Below are 19,542 nucleotides of genomic sequence, written 5' to 3'. Positions count from 1 at the left end.
ATGTGAACAAATTTTTTTAAAAAAAATCTATTAATATTGAATATTTAGAATTTTTTCCTCATGTTTAAAACATGTGAAAATTACGAATTTTTTCCTAAACAATCCCAATTAAATGAATTTTAATGAAACAAAAATAAGAGTGCGCTATGGTGAGACAGATCAGATGGGCGTTGTGTACCATGCCAACTACGCTGTGTATTTTGAAGTTGGTAGAACTGAGTGGTTACGGGAGTTTGGGCTAAGTTATAGCGGTATGGAAGCAGAAGGGATTATGTTACCTGTAATTTCACTATCTATAAATTACAAAAATTCAGCACGTTATGACGATGTGCTTAAAGTAAAAACTACACTAAAAAAGATGCCAACAGCATCTATAGAATTTAGTTATGAATTACGTAATGAATCTGATATTTTATTAGCAACTGGTAATACTATTCTTGCATTTATAGACATGAAACGAAATCGCCCAACACGTTGTCCAAAATATCTTTTAGATAAACTGCAAAATTATTCGTTATAATTCACGAATTTCAACTCCGAAAAATTGATTGAAGAGCTTCGAGATATGAGAACTGATACCTTTTCTGACAGATATTTCCAACAAACAATTAAGTTCTAACGTCTGATTTATGATTTCTATCTGATTTTCTTTCAATATTCGCATCACTTTGCTCATATTTTTATATTCAAATTTGAGTTGGAATTCTTTGTTTATTGTTTTTTCTATTATTTCTGCTGATTCTAAGGCTAATTGTGCTCCAGTTCTGTATGCATTAATTAAGCCACCTACACCAAGTTTTACTCCTCCATAATATCGAATAACAACTAAAAGAATATTTGTGACATCATAAGATTGAATCTGACCATAAATAGGCATGCCTGCAGAATTGTTGGGCTCGCCATCATCATTCACTCTATACTTTATTTTTTCTGTGCCAATTTGGTAGGCATAACACCAATGTCTGGCAGAATAATGTTCTTTTTTTATGGCTTCTAAATGAGATTTAATTTCACTTTCATTTATGACAGGGAATGCAAAGCCATAAAACTTACTATTCTTGTCTTTAAATAAGTCTCCGTGAGCTGGTTTTAAAATAGTTTTGTATAAATCGTTTTCAGTCATAATCGAAAAGGAAAGGTAATTGGAAAAATCTCGACAAAAATATAAATTTGGCATAACCTGAAAATCATTTATTTAATAAATCAATGCATTGAATAAATTTATTAAAGGCATAAAAAAAGAACATTATTAATTATATTTGTTAAAAAAAGCGATGAAAAAAATTACAATTTTAGTATTACTATTATTGTTTAACCTTACCAAGGCTCAAGAGACAGTTGGTTTGGTTTTCGATGATGTTAATGCAAGCAAATCCGAAGGTTATACACTATTTACGTCTTTAAATGATGATAGGGTTTTTCTAATGAATAACTGTGGTGAGGTTATAAATCAATGGGATTTCTCAGGTCTTATAGGCAGGCAAGTTTATATCTTAGAAAATGGGAACTTGTTACAAAGTAGTGGATTAAATGTAGATATAAGAGATTGGGACAATAATGTATTGTGGAGTCTTGATTATATGGCATTCTTTGGTTTTAGAATACACCACGATATAGAGCCTTTACCTAATGGCAATTTTTTAGTTTTGGTTAGAGACCCTTATACTGATGTAGAAATGTTTGCTGAAGGTATGGATACTTCTTATCCTGAAGATAATTTAGTCCTAGAACGACTTGTTGAAATTGAACCAGTTGGTACAAACTCAGCTAATATAGTATGGGAGTGGAAATTATTTGACCATTTAGTACAAGATTTCGATAGTTCTAAACCTAATTTCGGAACTGTTGCAGACAATCCTCAATTATTAAATATGAATTATGAAGATGGTCATGGTACTAATCCTATACACGCAAACGCAATAGACTATAACGAAGACTTAGATCAAATTGCTATATCAGCTAGACATTTAAAAGAGGTATTTGTTTTAGATCATAGCACTACTACTGCACAAGCAGCTTCACATTCTGGTGGAATTTATGGAAAAGGAGGTGATTTTCTTTGGAGATGGGGAAATCCTGAAGTGTACGATCAAGGAACTATAGCTGATAGAAAACTGGGCAGACAACACGATATAAAATGGATTACAGATGGTCCAAATCAAGGTAAAATGTCTGTATTTAATAACGATGGGTATGGTACTGATTTAACAGCATCCTCAATTCATATTATAGATCAAAATGATACTAATGGAGTTTATAGCTTAAGCTCGGGTAAATTTTTACCGGAAAATTATTTTTGGTCTTATGACGGCACTATTCTAGGTGAGGTAATGGAGGGAAGCTCTAGATGCGGACTTCAAATCATGGCTAATGGAAATGCTTTAATTAACGAAACAGGTAGAGGTAGATATACTGAGGTCGATGAATCTGGTAATGTGGTTTGGGTTTATATAGCACCTACAGCTGCTAATTCAACTTTTAATCAATTCGAAACACCTACAGGTACAGGATCTTTTAGAGCTCATAGATATCCTGAAGATTATGTTGGCTTTAATGGTGTGACTTTTAATAACACAGGTATTATTGAAAACGTAAATTCTATTTCACAAAATTGTGCAAATTTACTGTCAGTTGATGATGCTTTTTTTAATGACTTAAAAGTTTACCCAAATCCAACAGATGGTATTGTGAACTTTAATTTCAATAATCAAATTGATCACATACAGGTTTATGATCTTGCAGGAAAGATTGTATTGAGTAAAATAGATGCTCAATCTATTAATTTAGAAAACTTAGAAAACGGATTATATCTTATAAGAATTTCTACTGAGGGGAATTCTGAAATGATAAAAATCGTAAAAAACTAAAGCATAAATAGTCATTATTTCTGTCATGTAAGTGTTACTAATATGATAGAAATAATGGCCATTAATATTCCTGCCCAATTTTTTTTAGAAATCTGTTCTTTAAATAAGAATAGTCCTATTAGCGACGATACTGCTACTATAGACACATTATTGAGAGTAAATATTGAAGAGCTTTCAAACCCTTCTATACGTAATGCTTTTAATAGAAAATACATTGAGCAGTAATTAACAACACCTAGTGCAAGGCCAAAAGGAATACTCTTTAATTTTAAGTGATGCTTTAGTATTATAGATTTATAACTTAAAATGACAATACCAATAAAACCGGCCATACCAAAAATAACGGCAAGAAATAATTGCATATGGTTTTGTGGAGCAAAATGGTTTACAGAAGTATCGATTATACCAGAACCAATAAATAAAATAATAGGTAAATAAATTGATTTTGATAATGAGCTACCATCTTTTTGCTTTACAGAGGTAAGATATACAGCGACTAATGCTAATACAATTCCTATGATTTTTTGAAAACCAGCACTTTCATTATAAATATAAATTCCAAATAGAATAGGAATAATAACACTCATCTTACTAGCAACAGAAACCACAGAAAGTCCATTCTTTTGAGCTGTAAGTGCCATGATATTAAATATTGTTATAAATAAAAACCCTAAACCTATGGCAGCAATAAACCAATTTGCATAAATAATTTCAACTCTAATTTTTCCATCATATAATATTAATCCACAAGTAAATGCTGTAAAGTAATTGATGACAATAGCCTGTAAAGTGTCAATCTTATATTTATCGAAAAATTTAAAAAGTATAAAAATGCAAGTTGAAGAAAGTACGCTAAGTAACAAATAAATCAAAAGAGTTCTTTTTTAATTTTAAATAGGTTAACAACATCATCTTTAGTTTCATCTATATTCCAAACCTTAAAGCCTAGTTCTGATGCTGTATCAGTGTTGTCTTTTGTATCATCAATAAAAAGGCATTCTTGAGCAGTTAGATTGTTTTCTTTTAACACAAATTCAAAAATATCTTTATTTGGTTTTCTTAAATGAATTTCTTGAGATAGATAGAATACATCAAAACAATCTTTAAATTGCTCGTAGAATGGCACATTTTGTTTTATAAATTCAATGTGCATATCATTAGTATTGCTGAGAAGTATTAGTTTATAGTCTCCTTTAATTACTAGGTCTTTGATAAACTCAAATCTATATTTAGGGAAATTTTTGATGATAAAATTCCAAGCTTCAATAATATCGGTTTTACTTAAGCTTGGAAATTTTGACTTATAAAAGTTGATAAATTCTGAAGTCGAAATTCTACCTATTTCATATTGAATATTAGTAGAAATCATATCATCTTCAAAAGTGTCTATATCAAATAGATTTAAGGCATTTTTCATCGCGCCTTGTTTATCTAAATTGATAAATACATCTCCAAAATCGAATATTAATGTTTTAATCACGCTTGTAAATTTTTAGAATATCAGTTTCAATTTTAGTTTCTAAAATTAGTACGCCTTTTAAGTCTGGGGCCTTTACGCCATCTTTAAATTTTGTATTTCCAATAAAGATTCTAGCTTCATCCCAAAGATTTTCATCTATAAATGTTTGAAGTGTTATAGAACCACCTTCTATGATTATTGAGTTAATATTTCTATTAAAAAGTAGTGTGCAAATCTGATGTGCTATTGGTTGTTGAAAGTCAATATCATTTTTTGTAATTTTTATGGTTTCAGCAGCATCATTAAAGACATCAAACCCTAAATTTAATTTTGAATCTTTATCTAAAACAATTCTAATAGGATTACTGCCTGTCCAATCTCTAACTGTTAAGCTTGGGTTATCCTCCAATACTGTATTAGTACCAACTAAAATAGCTTGCTCTTCTGCACGCCATTTGTGTGCTAATTGACGAGAATGCTTATTTGTAATCCAAAAAGGTTTTTGCTCGTCTTTATGTTTGGGTGCAATAAATGAATCGTTAGTTTCGGCCCATTTTAAAATAATATAGGGGCGTTTTTTATTGTGAAATGTAAAAAAGCGTTTGTGGAGTGCTTTACATTCGTCTTCAAGAACTCCAACAATCACTTTACAACCTGAACTTTTTAGCTTAGCAACTCCTTTACCAGCAACTTCAGGATTATCATCTATACAACCAATGATTACCTCAGGAATTTCGTGTTTAATAATGAGGTCACTGCATGGTGGAGTCTTCCCGAAATGACTGCAAGGTTCCAACGTCACATACAAAGTGCTTTTAGATAGCAATGTTTTGTCTTCAACAGATTTAATAGCGTTAACTTCTGCATGGTTTCCTCCATAAGCACTGGTAAAACCCTCTCCAATAATTTTATCATCGCAAACTATAACTGCACCAACCATAGGATTTGGTCTGGTGGTTCCTAAGCCTTTTTTTGCAATTTGGATACACCGTCTTATATAGGTTTTATGGCTTCTCAATTAAAGTTTAATTTTTAGTTCTTGAGTTTCGTCAACTGAATAAGTAGAAGAATAACTCATAACTTTATACTTAATTTCTCCTTTGTATTGAACTTTCAATTTTTGCGAGATTAAACTACCTAATAATCCGCCAAGACTTTTTTTGTCAATAATACTGTCAGTTGGAACAGCTACAATAAGTGGGATTTTAAAATTCTTTTTGGAAGGAACATCAAACATATCAGAAACGACAGTAGCAAATTCAGTCTCATTAATATATACCTTTAAATCGTCTGTTTTAAGAGTGCCACCAACATCATTTGGATTAATAAATAATGCATCAGCGCTAAGTGTTATCGATTGAAGTGTTGAATTAACTACTTTAATGTTTTCAAGTCCAACGAATTTTGGTTCCTCTGTAAATGTACAGTTGAAAACTGGTGTAAAAAATAACGAAATGAGTACTATTCTTTTAAGCATAAAAAAGGAATTATAGTTATCTTCATACCGAATAAATTCGATAAATAAATTATAATTAAAGTGCGTAAAGATACTATTGTTATTCGAGAAATTGAACTTAAGGATAATCCTAAAATTGCGAAAGTAATTCGCTCAGTTTTAATAGAAATGGGAGTACCAAAAGTTGGGACAGCCTATGAAGATGAGGCTTTAGATTGTATGACTGAAACTTACAAACCTTCTAATATGTCTTATTTTGTTGTTGAAGCAGAAAATGAGATTCTTGGAGGAGCAGGAATTTCTCCATTAGATAATTACGAAGGTAATATTTGCGAATTACAGAAAATGTATTTTTTACCAGTAGCAAGAGGAATAGGCCTAGGTACCGAAATGATGACTAAATGTTTAGACTTTGCAAAGCAAGTTGGTTTTGATAAGTGTTATTTAGAAACAATGCCATATATGGATGATGCAAGGAAAATATACAAGAAAGTGGGTTTTGATTTTATAGATAAACCTATGGGAAATACAGGTCATTACTCTTGTACCGTATGGATGCTTAAAGATTTATAATATTGAAAGCGCTAGACCTAAAACATATTTTTCACAAAGAATTAGATGCAATTTATGGTAAAGATGAAGTTGATAGTTTCTTCTACTTGTGTATACAACATTATTTAGACGTTCCAAGATTTCAACTAACTCTAGAGCCTGAATTCACATTATCAAACTCAGAAACTGACGCGTTTTTTAATGCATTAGAAGATTTAAATAAACAAATACCTATACAATATATTTTAGGCGAAACAGAATTTTACGGATTATCATTTAAGGTGAATGAAAACGTACTTATTCCAAGACCAGAAACAGAAGAACTTGTTGCTCTTGTTCTTCAAAATATCAAAAACCAAAAACTAAATTCTAAAAAGATTAAAGTTATAGATATAGGGACAGGTTCTGGTTGTATAGCCATTAGTTTAGCCAAAAATCTAATTAATGCTGAAGTTTATGCTTTAGATGTAAGCAAAGAAGCATTAGAAGTAGCTAAAATGAATGCAGAACTAAATAACGTAGAACTAACTTTCATTGAAGCAGATATATTAGTTGAATTTACTTGGGATATGAATTTTGACATTATAGTGTCCAATCCACCATATGTTAGGCATCTAGAAAAAGTAGAAATACAACCTAATGTCTTAGATAATGAGCCACATTTAGCATTGTTTGTAGATAATAAAAACCCATTATTATTTTATAAAACTATAACCAATTTTTCTGTTAACAATTTGAAACAAAATGGTGAGTTATATTTTGAAATTAACCAGTATCTTGGTGAAGAAACCAAGCAACTATTAGTTGATGCAGATTTTGCTGATATAGAATTGTTTAAAGATTTAAATGGCAACGATAGAATGCTAAAAGGAAAAAAGAATAAATGAAAAGTATATCTGTTTTTTGTGGAAGTAGTGAAGGTAATGATGCGAAAATTATTTCCGAAGCTTATAAATTAGGACAAACATTTGCAAAACGAAATATTACATTAGTATATGGAGCAGCTAAAATCGGAATTATGGGCAAGGTTGCTGAAGGTGCAATTGATGATGGTGGAGATGTTATTGGTGTTATTCCGGTATTCTTAAAAACAAAAGAGATTGTACATAAAGAACTTACAGAATTAATTATTACACAAAACATGCATGATCGTAAGATTTTAATGTATGAAAAAAGTAATGGTTTTATAATCATTCCTGGAGGTTTTGGTACTATGGATGAGTTTTTCGAAATCACAACTTGGGGACAATTGGGATTACATACTAAGCCAATCGGAATTTTAAATATTAATGGATATTATGATGCCTTAATCGCACAATGTAAATTGATGGTTGAGCGCGGTTTTTTGAAACAAGAGAATTTAGATGCTGTTGTTATAGATCAAACTATTGAAGGACTTTTAGAGCAGATGAGTAACTATAAACCATTGCCAGCACCAAAATGGTTGAATAAAGAAGGATTATAAATATGAGTATTGAAGAAAAAATAAATTCTCTTAGAGACGAACTCCGTCAACATAATCACAATTATTATATTTTAGATAATGCAACAATTAGTGATTATGAGTTCGATATTAAATTAAAAGAACTTCAAGCTTTAGAAGATGCAAATCCAGAGTTTCTAGATGTCAATTCACCAACACAGCGTGTTGGAGGAGCAATAACAAAGAATTTTAAAACAACTGTTCACGACTTTAGAATGTATTCTTTAGATAATTCTTATTCTAAAGAAGACTTGTTGGATTGGGAAACTAGAATCAAAAAAATGGTGGATGGTGAGATTCAATATACTTGCGAATTAAAGTATGATGGTGCCTCAATGAATCTTACGTATGAAAACGGGAAATTGTTAAGAGCTGTCACGAGAGGAGATGGAGTTCAGGGTGATCAGGTTACGGCGAATGTAAAGACTATTAATACAGTTCCATTACAATTAAAAGGGTATTATCCCGAGCGTTTTGATATTAGAGGCGAAATCATTTTACCAATTGAAGGTTTCTTGAAAATGAACGAAGAACGTATAGCAAATGATGAAGAGCCTTATAGAAACCCAAGAAACACAGCTTCTGGAAGTTTAAAATTGCAAGATAGTGCTGAAGTAGCTAAACGACCTTTAGAATGTTTACTATATAGTATTAAAGGTAATAATTTAAATATATCAACTCAATTTGAAGGTTTAGAAAAAGCTAGAGCTTGGGGATTTAAAGTACCAAAAGAGGCAAAATTGGTAAGTTCTATTGATGAAGTTTTAAAGTTTGTAGAGTATTGGGATAAAGAACGTCATAATTTGCCTTATGAAATTGATGGTGTCGTAGTGAAGGTAAATAGTCTATATCAACAAGATGAATTAGGGTTTACTGCTAAAGCACCACGTTGGGCTATGGCTTATAAATTTAAAGCAGAACAAGTTTCTACTCAACTTAATGAGATTACTTACCAAGTAGGTCGTACTGGAGCTATAACGCCTGTGGCTAATTTAGAGCCTGTACAATTGGCTGGTACTATTGTGAAGCGAGCATCTTTGCATAATGCAGATCAGATAGAGAAATTAGATATTAGAGAAGGTGATGAGGTGTTTGTAGAAAAAGGAGGTGAAATTATCCCAAAGATTATTGCAGTTGATTTAACAAAACGACCAGAATATTCTAAACCAACTCTTTATATTAATAATTGCCCAGAATGCAATACACAGTTAAAACGTATTGAAGGTGAAGCCAAACATTATTGTCCTAATTATAATGGATGCCCTCCTCAAGTTATTGGAAGAATTCAGCATTATATATCTAGAAAAGCAATGGATATTGAAGGTTTGGGTGGTGAAACAGTTGCGCTATTGGTTAAAGAGGATTTAATAAACGATTATTCTGATTTGTATGAATTAACTGTTGATCAAGTCACTCCATTAGAGCGTATGGCAGAGAAGAGCGCTGAAAACTTAATTAATGGGGTAGAGGCCTCTAAAGAGATTCCGTTAGAACGCGTATTATTTGCTTTAGGTATTCGTTATGTTGGGGAAACTGTTGCAAAGAAACTTGCAAAGCATTATAAATCTATTGATGCTTTAATGTTTGCTTCAATTTTAGATTTAGTTACTGTTGACGAAATAGGTGAACGTATAGCTGAGAGCGTTGTTGAGTTTTTCTCATCCGAAGAGAATCGAAATATAGTTGAACGCTTGAAGAGGTTTGGTGTGCAATTAGAAATTTCTGCAGACAAATTAGCAAATCAAACCGAAAAGCTAAAAGGGCAAATTTTTGTAGTCTCAGGAGTGTTTGAAACTTTATCTCGTAATGATTTAAAAAAAATGATAGAAGATAATGGAGGGAAAGTTTCTTCATCTATCTCATCTAAAACTAGTTATGTAGTTGCAGGTGATAAAATGGGGCCCAGTAAGCGAACAAAAGCTGAAAATCTGGAAATATCTATCCTAACTGAACAAGCGTTTTTACAATTATTGATGTAAAAAACTTACAAAAAATTACATTTCATCGATTAAATATGTTTTTTTATCGTTTAATTGTAAAATTATTTTATGTTTGTTTCAATAATAAGGGATTAATTAATGTTAGTAAATAAAATCTTAAAAGTAGTATTATTACTTTTAGGTGGTGTCTTCATTATACTTCAAGGTTTAGCCTTTGAAGTTGAAGGGGCCGCTGTAAGTGCGTTAATGCTTGTTCTACTCACAGTTTTATATTGTAGATGGACCACAGTCAAATCAAAATATTTCTTTTGGTTTTTGGTTACTTTTACAATTGCTCATTTATTAAGTTATGTTGCTTACAATGGACCTGAAATACAAAAAGGGGAAATAGATTATTACTATTATGGAGCTAATTTGTTGTATATAAGTGCATACATATTACTTATACTAAAAATAATCAAACCTCTAAATATTAAAGCTGTATTTTCTGAACTTTCAATTCCAATATTAATATTAATACTGCTAGATATATTCTGCGTTACTATAGTAACTGCTACGGCTGAGAATGTTCTTTCAATTTATGAATATGCATTAGAGTTTGCATATAATGCTGTTATAATGGCATTATTATCATTTGCATTAATAAACTACATGTATAGAAATGATAACAAATCAATGTTATTTTTGGTTGGTTCTATTTGTATAGTATTTTCTGAAATAATTCAATTGGCATATTATTACATATTAAAGAGCAATGACTTAGGATTTATCTACTCTTTCTTTTTGGTTATTGCATTTTTATTCTTCTATTTACAATCTCAATTAGAGTTTTCTGGACCAGAACCCGCTTATTTAGATGAGCAATTAGAAGTTTAGCTTATTGCCAATAATAGGAATATCTTTTCTTTTTGAATATAAAATTATGACACTTAACATAAAAGTTACAACTGCCGTATAAAATAATACACCTCCATCTTCTTTTACTTCAATTCCTAACTGGGTTAAATGCATCATTATTGCTCCACCAATTAACCCTAATGTCAGCAAAGCGCCAGCCCAAACAGTTCTAGGTATCAAAAGTAAAACACCTGCTATAAGTTCTAAGATGCCAATTCCAATTCTACCAAATGGTTCTAAACCAACGGTTTCAAAAATAAAAACACTATCTGGATGAGCCGTAAATTTAAAACGAAGTGTCTGAATCAATATAATTGCAACTGCAATACGCAAGACTAAAATAATTTTATTAGATTTTATAATAATTATAGTTGAGTTTAAATCTTAGACGTATCAATTTTAGTTACTAACAATAATTAGCTAAACAATGATAGATGCACCTTCTGCTTTTACACTTTTTCCTGGTTCAAAATAAAAGTCAATCTTTCCGAGGTAGAGCCCATAAGCACCAACCTGATTGATAAGTACATTTTTACCAGCACTATTTTTTTCTATTGTGGGTTTAGGTAAAAAAGTATGTGTATGACCTCCAATAATAAGGTCTATATCTTTTGTAGCCTTAGCAAGATTTATATCACTTACACGATCGGGACTTTTCCTGTAATAGTATCCAATATGTGATAAACATATGACTAAATCACATGACTTCTCTTCCTTTAATACGCGCGACATGTCTTGAGCAATCTCGATAGGATTATTATAAACGGTTTCTTTGTACATGTTTTTGTCTACTAGCCCTTCTAACTGCACACCAAGTCCGAATATGCCTATTTTAATACCATCTTTTATAAATATTTTATACGGCTCAACATGCGTATCCATTACTGTTTTAGAGAAATCGTAATTGGCCGAAACAAAATCGAATTTGGCATGAGGTATCTGAGCATAAAGCCCATCTATACCATTATCGAAATCGTGATTACCAATTGTGGCCAAATCATATTTTAACATGCTCATAAGCTTAAACTCAATCTCACCCCCATAATAATTAAAATAAGGTGTTCCTTGAAAAATATCACCTGCATCTAACAATAAGGTATTTGGATTTTCCTTTCTAATAGATTCAACTAAACTTGCACGTCTTGCAACACCTCCTTTATTTGCATTTCTACCATCATCTGGTCCAAATGGATCTATATGACTATGTACATCATTAGTATGTAGAATGGTTATTTTTTTAGTCTGTGGTGAGGTAAACGACTGCAAACTTAGGCCACCTAAGCCTACCATTGCTGCAGCTGAAGTTGATTGTTGTAAAAACTGTCTTCTCTTCATAGTCTTAATCATTAAGTTTAGTGAAACGGTTATCAATTTTTGGATTTAATGTGTCTGTCTTTTTAAAATAATCAATGAGTACGTTTCTTATTTTATAATTTAAAACGTGCATACCTTCATTAGGATGAAAAAAGGTCATTCGATCACCACCATTATATAGATAATCATTTGTAGCTATATAATATATTTTCTCTTCATTTATGGGTTGTCCATTAACAGTAGCGGATATAATCTTAAATTCACTATCTAATGATAACTGAACTTGGCTCGACAAAGGGTGAGCTCGCTTGGCTTTTGATAAATATTTGAACAATTTATTAATTTGAATACCCTTTAATGCTACAACCACCACTGAATTTTCAAATGGCATGACCTCATATGCAGTTCTTGATGTAACATCTCCTTTTGAAATTATAGCTCGAATTCCACCATGGTTTAATAATACAAAATCAATGGTATTATCTGTTTGTTTTTTAAATAAAGGATTGCCTTCACTATAAACAGCATCGGCCATTAAATTTCCTATTGCAGTATTAAGTTCTCCATCGGATTTTGAATAGGTTTCTGGTGCGTAGGAAATGACACTATCTAAATCTCTATTCACCTTTTCTCTGTATGGTTTTATAAAATTTTCAATATCCTGATTTGTCGTTAGCTCTTCATCAATATTTAATCGCTTACCTTCAATTTTTACAATTTTTGTTGTACTACAAGAAAAAATTACAAATAAAAAAAGAAGTTTTAAAATATGTTTAGTAATCATTGAATAACTTATATATAGTTTTCTATAAAATGTGAGTGCTTTTATTAAATTTGCACAAAGTCTAAAGGTAAATGATTTTAAAGGCATTTAAAGAAAAATCAAATCAAAAATATGTCAACAAATTGTTGACTACACGCAAAGCGGTTGTTAATAGTAATAAAGTAAAGACAATTGCGGTACTATTAAATGCAAATGAATTTAATGATTTTGAGGCATTTAGACAATATTTTAAGGACCTTAATTTAACATCTCCAAAACATAAAATTATTGCGTTTACAAACGATGATAAGTTTGTCAGTAGCCAATGGGAGTCTTATGTTTCTCCAAAAGATTTTGGTTGGAACGGAATTATAAAGCATAAAGATTTACTTTTATTTACAGAAGAAACTTATGATGTTTTAATTAGTTATTACAAAGATGAAGTTTTACCGTTAAAATTAATAACTGCTACATCTATGGCTAATTTAAAAGTGGGTATATCACGAAATGATGAGCGTTTATACGATTTGATAATAGATGTCCTACCTAAAGAGATAGAAACATTTAAAAGAGAATTTAAGAAATATTTAAACATTCTAAATAAATTATAATGACCAAATTTATAGGTACAGGTGTAGCTTTAATTACACCTTTTAATGCAGATTTAAGCATCGATTTTGATGCATTAGAGCGATTGGTTGAATATAACATTGAAAATGGTACGGATTACTTGGTGATAAGTGGTACTACTGGAGAAAGTGTTACAGTAACTGCTGATGAAAAGAAACAGTTAATCAAATTTATTTCGAAAGTTAATAATGGTAGATTACCATTAGTTCTAGGTATTGGAGGTAATAATACAGCGAATGTTGTTAATGAAATTAGAGTAACAGATTTTTCTGATATAGATGGTATATTGTCTGTATCACCATATTATAGTAAACCTACGCAAGAAGGTATTTATCAGCATTTTAAAGCGGTTGCTGAAGTCGCTCCTAAACCAATAATTTTATACAACGTTCCTGGAAGAACTTCTTCTAATATGTCTCCAGAGACAACATTACGGTTAGCAAATGATTTTGCTAATATTATTGCGGTTAAAGAAGCAGGAAACAATGTGCATCAATATTTAGAATTATTGAGAACAAAACCAGATGATTTCTTAGTATTATCTGGTGATGATGATTTAGTTTTGGGTGTCACATTAGCTGGTGGCTCAGGAGTTGTATCTGTAATTGGCCAAGCATTGCCTAAAGAGTTTTCAGAAATGATTCGCTTAGGTATTGCAGGTAAAGCAAAGGAAGCTTATGATATTCACTTTAAATTAATGCCTATAACTGGAATGATATTTTCTGAAAATAATCCTTCAGGTATTAAAGCTGTTTTAGAAAGCTTAAATATTTCTAAACCTCACGTTCGTTTACCACTTGTAGAGGCGACTGATAAACTGAAGAATATCATAAAAAGCGAGTTAAAGACTCTAGGTAAAAGTTAAACTTAAACTAAATTAGAGTTAACCCTTAAAACAACTGCTATTTTAGCATATAATTTTTGTTTTTAAAATCCGTTAATAATGCATACTTTTGCATCCTGTTTAAAATTTATGAAGAAATTAGTCTACATACTACTAATTGGTTTAATATTTGTTTCTTGCAATGACTTTCAAAAGACGTTAAGGTCTGAAGACATAGCTGCAAAGTTTAATATGGGGACTGAGTTGTTTGAGGCAGAGAAGTACAATAAAGCTAAACGATTATTTGATCAAGTATTGCAGAATTACAGAGGTAAGCCACAGGCTGAAAAACTGACTTACATGCATGCAATGTGCTCCTACGAAATGAGAGACTATTATATTTCTAGTTATCATTTTGAAAAATTTGTAGATATATATCCTAACAGTGAAAAAGTAGAAGAAGCTGCATTTTTAGCAGCAAAGGGTTACTATCACAATTCGCCAGTGTATTCGAAAGAGCAAAAAGAAACGGTTGAAGCTATTGAGAAGTTGCAGTTGTTTGTTAATGCATATCCTAATTCTGAATATCTTGAAGCAGCAAACAAGTTGGTTAAAGATTTAGATTTTAAATTAGAGAAGAAAGCTTATGAAGTAGCTAAACAATATAATTTGATTAGAGACTACAAAGCATCTATAAATACTTTTAATAATTTTTTACTTGAGTTTCCAGGAACATCATTAAGAAATGAAGCTTTATTTTACAGATTCGATTCAGCTTATAATTTGGCGATTTTAAGTGTAGATTATTTGAAAGAGAAGCGTTTAAAAGATGCTTTAGGCTTTTATGAGTCGTTAAAAAAAGCATTTCCAAATTCTGAGTTTTTAGAAGATGGGAATAAAATGAAAGAAGAATTACAACAAGAGTTAAATACCTTTAGTACTAAAAGTTAATCATTATAAAGATGGATTTAAAAAAGACTGATGCACCAGTAAGTTCAGTTACTTACAACAGAAATGAGATTGATGCTCCAACTGATAATATTTATGAAGCAATCTCTGTTATTGCTAAACGTGCAGAACAAATTAATACAGATATAAGACGTGAGTTAATTGACAAACTTGAAGAGTTTGCTACTTATAATGATAGTCTTGAAGAGATATTCGAAAACAAAGAGCAAATTGAAGTTTCTAAGTTTTACGAAAAATTACCAAAACCACATGCTTTAGCAGTTAAAGAGTGGTTAGATGATAAGATATATCACAGAAACACTGAGGATCCTCAGGTATAAAAATTAAACCCTTAGATGTCTATTCTAAAGGACAAAAATATTTTATTAGGCATTACTGCTGGTATTGCTGCATATAAGTCGGCCAGTCTTGTCCGATTATTTATTAAATCAGGCGCTAACGTAAAAGTTGTTATGACGCCTGCGTCTAAAGATTTTATTACTCCACTTACACTTTCAACATTATCTAAAAACCCAGTGTATTCGTCTTTTGTAGATGAAGAAGATGATAATGAAGTTTGGAATAACCATGTTGATTTAGGGCTTTGGGCAGATATATTTATTATCGCTCCTGCTACAGCTAATACAATGGCAAAGATGGCTAATGGTGTTTGTGACAACATCCTTTTAGCAACATATCTATCTGCAAAATGCCCTGTATATTTTGCACCTGCAATGGATTTAGATATGTATAAACATGCATCTACCAAAGCATCATTCGATAAGCTAACATCTTATGGGAATAAGTTAATTCCAGCTGGGACAGGTGAATTAGCAAGCGGACTAGTTGGTGAAGGTCGTCTGGCAGAGCCAGAGGATATTGTAAGCTTTATTGAAAAAGATATTCTCAACCAATTGCCATTAAAGGATAAACCAATTTTAATTACTGCTGGTCCAACTTATGAAGCTTTAGATCCTGTGCGTTTTATAGGAAATCATTCTAGTGGTAAAATGGGATTTGAAATTGCCAATGCTGCAGCAAATCTTGGAGCTCAAGTTATTCTAGTTACTGGTCCTACACACCAAAAGACAACACATAGCCATATTGATGTAAAACCAGTTACAAGTGCAGAGGATATGTATATTGAAGTGCATAAGCATTTTAAATCTTCAGATATAGCAATACTTTCTGCTGCAGTAGCAGATTACAGACCAAAAACAGTTGCTAATCAGAAAATAAAAAAGAAAGATTCAACGTTTAGTATAGAGTTAGAAAAAACTAAGGATATATTAAAATCACTTGGCGAGATTAAAAGCAATCAATTTTTAGTTGGTTTTGCCCTTGAAACTAACAATGAATTGAAACATGCTAAAGGAAAATTGAAATCTAAGAATTTAGATTTAATTGTTCTAAATTCATTACAAGATAAAGGAGCTGGTTTTGGAGTGTCCACAAATAAAGTGACATTTATAACATCAGCAGGAGATGTTATAGAAAATGAACTCAAATCTAAGGCTGAGGTAGCTAAAGATTTAATGCAACAAATACTAAAACAATTAGATGCGTAACATATTAGTTTTATTGACCTTTTTATTTACTACAGTTATTTTTTCGCAAGAATTAAATTGTACAGTTAATGTTATTGCTCAACAAACTGGTAATGACAATAATGTTGTATTTAAAACTTTAGAAAAACAGTTGACAGAATTTATAAATAATACACAGTGGACAGATAAATCATTTAGACTTGAAGAGCGTATTAATTGTAGTATGGTGATTAATGTAAGGGAGTATAATGATGATTTATTTTCTGCATCTCTCCAAATATCTTCATCCCGTCCTATTTTTAATTCCACATATAGTTCTCCTGTATATAATTATAACGATAAAGACTTTAATTTTCAATATTTAGAATTTCAGAATTTGGTATATAATCCAATTCAATTTGAATCTAACTTAATATCTGTTCTTTCTTTTCATATTTACATGATATTAGGTATGGATGGTGATTCCTTTTTACTTAATGGAGGTGGTCAATATTTTAAGCAAGCCCAAACAATTGCTAATTATTCTCAACAGCTTAATGGTCAAGGTTGGAAATTAGAAGATGGGTTACAATCGCGTTTTGCGCTTATCGATAATTTAATGTCACCAACATTTAAAGAGATGAGGTCAGCGATGTACAATTATCATATTGGTGGTTTGGATGTTATGAGCGGTAATTCTAAAAAAGGAAAATCTAAAGTGATTTCTGCATTATCTGAATTGGATAAGGTACATAGAAGGCGACCAAACTCTTATTTAATGCGTGTATTTTTTGACGCAAAGTCGGATGAGATTATGGATGTACTATCTGGTGGTCCAAGTGTAAATATTACACAGGCTCTTGATATTTTGAATAAAATAGCTCCAATGCATTCTCAAAAGTGGAGAAATATTAAGTTTTAGTCTCTTTTATCCATACATACCTATAGAAAATTATCTTCTTTTCAACTTTGGCATGTTTTTGAACTCTAAATTTGAGTAATATGCTGCTTATGTTCTAGTTAATAATTGATTTGCCATTTGATTTTATTTTTTTTTGCTATTTTACCATATTGAAGGCCTTAGTATAATTTCGGTAAAAGATTTAATTGTGATGAAGCACCTTTACATTCTGTATATAATGTTCTTTTTTTGCTCAACTCTCTTATGGAGTCAGACATTATTTGAAGATGATGCTTCAATACTAGGTTTGATTGACCATACAGGTACAATAGGTGATGGAAATGGATTAAGTTTCGCAGATTTTGATGGTGACGGATGGGATGATATAACTTTAACATCAGGTTTAGGAGTACCACTTAGATTTTATAAAAATTTTGGTGGCTTCTTTGTGGAAGAAACCTTTGTTATTGAGGATATAACTTATCAGGTAAGAAGTGTATCTTGGGTAGATTATGATAATGATGGTGATAAAGACTTGTTTGTTGTTAGTGATACTTCTAATGGTAATAAATTATATAATAGAGTTGGAAATAACTTTGCTAATGTTACAGTAGCTTCTGGTATACCTACTGATAACTTGTTTACACATAGCGTAGCTTGGGGAGATATTGATAATGACGGTTGCTTAGACTTATATATGTCTAATCGGATAGAGAGCTCACCAATAACAAATTTCTTATTTAAAAATAATTGCGATGGTACTTTCACAAATGTAACTGCTACTTGTGGTGTATTAAGTACAGCAGCATTGACATATTGTTCAGGTTTCTTAGATTTTAATAATGATGGCTGGCAAGATTTATTTGTATCTAATGATAAAGCATTTCCAAATTATTTATACAAAAACAACGGAGATGGAACATTTTCTGATGTAAGTGCTTCTTCAGGAGCTGATATAATTATTGATGCGATGTCGGTTACTATTGAGGATTATAATGCTGATGGTTTTTTTGATATATACATTACAAACACACCATCAAATACAGCGACTACTACCACTGATGGAAGTGTTTTACTAAAAAATAATGGGGATGAGACGTTTACTAATATAGCTGTTTCTGGTGGTTGCGAATTAAACAGTTGGTGTTGGGGAGCTAATTTTATGGATGCGGAAAATGATGGTGATTTAGATATTTATGTGAGCTGTTCATATAATAGTTCTGACGGATTTCCTTCATATGGATTTTTTGAAAATCAAGGAATGAATTCATATCTCAATGTTACAAATGCAGGTTTTTTTAATAATGAATACCGAAGTTATGGCAATGCGATTGGAGATATAAACAATGACGGTAAAGTAGATATAATAGCTATTAATAATTTTGATAATAATCCAAGCATTTGGAAAAATAAAACAAATATTAGTAATAACTATTTAGTTGTATCCTTAGAAGGTACTGTTAGTAATAGAGATGGAGTGGGAGCTGTTATTGAAATTGAAGCCAATGGTGAAAAGCAATATAGATATGTAATGAATGGTGAAAGTTATTTATCGCAAAATTCATTCAAAGAGTTTTTTGGACTAGGACAAGAAACTGTAATAGACTATGTGAAGGTTAAATGGCTTAGTGGAATTGAAGATATTCTTTATGACGTTTCAGTAAATCAATCAATAACAATTGTTGAAGGTAACACGCTATCTGAAGCAAATGTCGATTTCAATAATTCAATATGGCCAAATCCAGCAAAGGACTTATTAAAAATTAAAACCCAGAAGGAATTTGAGACAATTACTATTTTTGATTTAAGTGGTAAGAAAATTTTATCGCAAAAGATAGAGCAATTAGAATTTGACATTGATATTACAAACCTTCAGAAAGGGTTTTATATTATAAATCTATACAATAGTAATACGCTTTATACTGAAAAACTAATTAAGCTATAATTTTTAGTTTTTGTTATTTTAACTTCATTGAGAATCTT

General features: G+C 31.1%; 22 protein-coding genes. 14 read left to right on the top strand and 8 right to left on the bottom strand.

Annotated elements, in window-relative coordinates; all coding sequences use genetic code 11:
• Positions 1-112: 112 nt before the first annotated feature.
• Complete coding sequence (locus tag WPG_RS17120) at positions 113-520, top strand: acyl-CoA thioesterase (RefSeq protein WP_045474960.1); 408 nt, start codon at positions 113-115, stop codon at positions 518-520.
• On the opposite strand, the gene WPG_RS17115 is transcribed toward WPG_RS17120, so the two are convergent.
• The gene (locus WPG_RS17115; RefSeq protein WP_045474958.1) at positions 515-1,123 is read right to left on the bottom strand and encodes an IMPACT family protein; all 609 of its coding nucleotides are present in this window, start codon (positions 1,121-1,123) and stop codon (positions 515-517) included. The two genes, WPG_RS17120 and WPG_RS17115, sit on opposite strands and share 6 nt — an antisense overlap.
• 151 nt (positions 1,124-1,274) lie before the next feature.
• Between WPG_RS17115 and WPG_RS17110 the strand changes: the two genes are divergently transcribed.
• On the top strand, positions 1,275-2,867 hold the full coding sequence (locus WPG_RS17110) for an aryl-sulfate sulfotransferase (RefSeq protein WP_045474955.1): 1,593 nt from the start codon (positions 1,275-1,277) through the stop codon (positions 2,865-2,867).
• A 23-nt stretch (positions 2,868-2,890) separates the two neighbouring features.
• On the opposite strand, the gene WPG_RS17105 is transcribed toward WPG_RS17110, so the two are convergent.
• Genes WPG_RS17105 through WPG_RS17090 form a run of 4 tightly spaced genes read right to left on the bottom strand, consistent with a single transcriptional unit; the run spans position 2,891 to position 5,803 of the window.
• Entirely contained in the window at positions 2,891-3,739 is an 849-nt protein-coding gene (locus WPG_RS17105) for a membrane protein (RefSeq protein WP_045474952.1), read from the bottom strand.
• Positions 3,736-4,347: an HAD-IA family hydrolase gene (locus WPG_RS17100; RefSeq protein ID WP_045474950.1), complete on the bottom strand. Its 612-nt coding sequence runs from the start codon at positions 4,345-4,347 to the stop codon at positions 3,736-3,738. Before WPG_RS17100 ends, WPG_RS17105 begins: the two co-directional genes overlap by 4 nt.
• The gene (gene ribD / locus WPG_RS17095) at positions 4,340-5,344 is read right to left on the bottom strand and encodes a bifunctional diaminohydroxyphosphoribosylaminopyrimidine deaminase/5-amino-6-(5-phosphoribosylamino)uracil reductase RibD (protein ID WP_045474948.1); all 1,005 of its coding nucleotides are present in this window, start codon (positions 5,342-5,344) and stop codon (positions 4,340-4,342) included. The genes WPG_RS17100 and ribD overlap by 8 nt, the downstream gene beginning before the upstream one ends.
• Entirely contained in the window at positions 5,345-5,803 is a 459-nt protein-coding gene (locus WPG_RS17090) for a hypothetical protein (RefSeq protein WP_045474946.1), read from the bottom strand.
• A gap of 60 nt (positions 5,804-5,863) precedes the next feature.
• Here WPG_RS17090 and WPG_RS17085 point away from each other — a divergent pair, with 60 nt between their 5' ends.
• The 5 genes from WPG_RS17085 to WPG_RS17065 all read left to right on the top strand — a co-directional run bounded on the left by WPG_RS17085 (position 5,864) and on the right by WPG_RS17065 (position 10,633).
• Positions 5,864-6,355: a GNAT family N-acetyltransferase gene (locus WPG_RS17085; protein ID WP_045474945.1), complete on the top strand. Its 492-nt coding sequence runs from the start codon at positions 5,864-5,866 to the stop codon at positions 6,353-6,355.
• Between the two features lie 2 nt (positions 6,356-6,357).
• The gene (gene prmC / locus WPG_RS18295) at positions 6,358-7,221 is read left to right on the top strand and encodes a peptide chain release factor N(5)-glutamine methyltransferase (protein ID WP_316929962.1); all 864 of its coding nucleotides are present in this window, start codon (positions 6,358-6,360) and stop codon (positions 7,219-7,221) included.
• Positions 7,218-7,799 carry a TIGR00730 family Rossman fold protein gene (locus WPG_RS18290; protein WP_045474939.1) on the top strand — a complete coding sequence of 194 codons (582 nt, stop codon included), beginning with the start codon at positions 7,218-7,220 and terminating at the stop codon, positions 7,797-7,799. The genes prmC and WPG_RS18290 overlap by 4 nt, the downstream gene beginning before the upstream one ends.
• Before the next feature lie 2 nt (positions 7,800-7,801).
• Positions 7,802-9,796, top strand: a complete 1,995-nt coding sequence (gene ligA, locus WPG_RS17070; protein WP_045474937.1) for an NAD-dependent DNA ligase LigA — start codon at positions 7,802-7,804, stop codon at positions 9,794-9,796.
• A 99-nt stretch (positions 9,797-9,895) separates the two neighbouring features.
• The gene (locus WPG_RS17065; protein WP_045474935.1) at positions 9,896-10,633 is read left to right on the top strand and encodes a hypothetical protein; all 738 of its coding nucleotides are present in this window, start codon (positions 9,896-9,898) and stop codon (positions 10,631-10,633) included.
• Here WPG_RS17065 and WPG_RS17060 read toward each other — a convergent pair.
• The 3 genes from WPG_RS17060 to WPG_RS17050 all read right to left on the bottom strand — a co-directional run bounded on the left by WPG_RS17060 (position 10,622) and on the right by WPG_RS17050 (position 12,752).
• Positions 10,622-10,987, bottom strand: coding sequence for a DoxX family protein (locus WPG_RS17060; RefSeq protein ID WP_231850222.1), 366 nt, complete (start codon positions 10,985-10,987; stop codon positions 10,622-10,624). The genes WPG_RS17065 and WPG_RS17060 overlap by 12 nt on opposite strands.
• 87 nt (positions 10,988-11,074) lie before the next feature.
• Positions 11,075-11,989, bottom strand: a complete 915-nt coding sequence (locus tag WPG_RS17055; protein WP_045475767.1) for a bifunctional metallophosphatase/5'-nucleotidase — start codon at positions 11,987-11,989, stop codon at positions 11,075-11,077.
• Between the two features lie 4 nt (positions 11,990-11,993).
• Positions 11,994-12,752: a 5'-nucleotidase C-terminal domain-containing protein gene (locus WPG_RS17050; protein ID WP_045475763.1), complete on the bottom strand. Its 759-nt coding sequence runs from the start codon at positions 12,750-12,752 to the stop codon at positions 11,994-11,996.
• Between the two features lie 71 nt (positions 12,753-12,823).
• On the opposite strand from WPG_RS17050, the gene WPG_RS17045 reads away from it, so the two are divergent.
• From WPG_RS17045 to WPG_RS17015, 7 genes are all read left to right on the top strand, one after another.
• The gene (locus WPG_RS17045; RefSeq protein ID WP_045474930.1) at positions 12,824-13,342 is read left to right on the top strand and encodes a DUF6913 domain-containing protein; all 519 of its coding nucleotides are present in this window, start codon (positions 12,824-12,826) and stop codon (positions 13,340-13,342) included.
• Positions 13,342-14,226: a 4-hydroxy-tetrahydrodipicolinate synthase gene (gene dapA / locus WPG_RS17040; protein WP_045474928.1), complete on the top strand. Its 885-nt coding sequence runs from the start codon at positions 13,342-13,344 to the stop codon at positions 14,224-14,226. Before WPG_RS17045 ends, dapA begins: the two co-directional genes overlap by 1 nt.
• A gap of 108 nt (positions 14,227-14,334) precedes the next feature.
• On the top strand, positions 14,335-15,135 hold the full coding sequence (locus tag WPG_RS17035; protein ID WP_045474926.1) for an outer membrane protein assembly factor BamD: 801 nt from the start codon (positions 14,335-14,337) through the stop codon (positions 15,133-15,135).
• 11 nt (positions 15,136-15,146) lie between these two features.
• Complete coding sequence (locus WPG_RS17030) at positions 15,147-15,473, top strand: DNA-directed RNA polymerase subunit omega (RefSeq protein ID WP_045474924.1); 327 nt, start codon at positions 15,147-15,149, stop codon at positions 15,471-15,473.
• 15 nt (positions 15,474-15,488) lie between these two features.
• Positions 15,489-16,700 (top strand): bifunctional phosphopantothenoylcysteine decarboxylase/phosphopantothenate--cysteine ligase CoaBC, encoded by a 1,212-nt coding sequence (coaBC, locus tag WPG_RS17025; RefSeq protein ID WP_045474922.1) that lies wholly within the window; start codon positions 15,489-15,491, stop codon positions 16,698-16,700.
• Positions 16,693-17,580 (top strand): DUF4835 family protein, encoded by an 888-nt coding sequence (locus WPG_RS17020; protein ID WP_045474921.1) that lies wholly within the window; start codon positions 16,693-16,695, stop codon positions 17,578-17,580. The genes coaBC and WPG_RS17020 overlap by 8 nt, the downstream gene beginning before the upstream one ends.
• Before the next feature lie 190 nt (positions 17,581-17,770).
• The gene (locus WPG_RS17015) at positions 17,771-19,504 is read left to right on the top strand and encodes an FG-GAP-like repeat-containing protein (RefSeq protein ID WP_144374504.1); all 1,734 of its coding nucleotides are present in this window, start codon (positions 17,771-17,773) and stop codon (positions 19,502-19,504) included.
• Positions 19,505-19,542 lie beyond the last annotated feature (38 nt).

Origin of the sequence: Winogradskyella sp. PG-2 (genome assembly GCF_000828715.1) — a bacterium.
Taxonomy (GTDB): Bacteria; Bacteroidota; Bacteroidia; order Flavobacteriales; family Flavobacteriaceae; genus Winogradskyella.
This window is presented reverse-complemented; position numbering and strand designations above follow the sequence as displayed.

Coding starts and splice junctions, on each gene's coding strand:
- WPG_RS17120 (WP_045474960.1), top strand. CDS start 113: ATGAATTTTAATGAAACAAAAATAAGAGTGCGCTATGGTGAGACAGAT.
- WPG_RS17115 (WP_045474958.1), bottom strand. CDS start 1,123: ATGACTGAAAACGATTTATACAAAACTATTTTAAAACCAGCTCACGGA.
- WPG_RS17110 (WP_045474955.1), top strand. CDS start 1,275: ATGAAAAAAATTACAATTTTAGTATTACTATTATTGTTTAACCTTACC.
- WPG_RS17090 (WP_045474946.1), bottom strand. CDS start 5,803: ATGCTTAAAAGAATAGTACTCATTTCGTTATTTTTTACACCAGTTTTC.
- WPG_RS18290 (WP_045474939.1), top strand. CDS start 7,218: ATGAAAAGTATATCTGTTTTTTGTGGAAGTAGTGAAGGTAATGATGCG.
- ligA (WP_045474937.1), top strand. CDS start 7,802: ATGAGTATTGAAGAAAAAATAAATTCTCTTAGAGACGAACTCCGTCAA.
- WPG_RS17065 (WP_045474935.1), top strand. CDS start 9,896: ATGTTAGTAAATAAAATCTTAAAAGTAGTATTATTACTTTTAGGTGGT.
- WPG_RS17055 (WP_045475767.1), bottom strand. CDS start 11,989: ATGAAGAGAAGACAGTTTTTACAACAATCAACTTCAGCTGCAGCAATG.
- WPG_RS17050 (WP_045475763.1), bottom strand. CDS start 12,752: ATGATTACTAAACATATTTTAAAACTTCTTTTTTTATTTGTAATTTTT.
- WPG_RS17045 (WP_045474930.1), top strand. CDS start 12,824: ATGATTTTAAAGGCATTTAAAGAAAAATCAAATCAAAAATATGTCAAC.
- dapA (WP_045474928.1), top strand. CDS start 13,342: ATGACCAAATTTATAGGTACAGGTGTAGCTTTAATTACACCTTTTAAT.
- WPG_RS17035 (WP_045474926.1), top strand. CDS start 14,335: ATGAAGAAATTAGTCTACATACTACTAATTGGTTTAATATTTGTTTCT.
- WPG_RS17030 (WP_045474924.1), top strand. CDS start 15,147: ATGGATTTAAAAAAGACTGATGCACCAGTAAGTTCAGTTACTTACAAC.
- coaBC (WP_045474922.1), top strand. CDS start 15,489: ATGTCTATTCTAAAGGACAAAAATATTTTATTAGGCATTACTGCTGGT.
- WPG_RS17020 (WP_045474921.1), top strand. CDS start 16,693: ATGCGTAACATATTAGTTTTATTGACCTTTTTATTTACTACAGTTATT.
- WPG_RS17015 (WP_144374504.1), top strand. CDS start 17,771: ATGAAGCACCTTTACATTCTGTATATAATGTTCTTTTTTTGCTCAACT.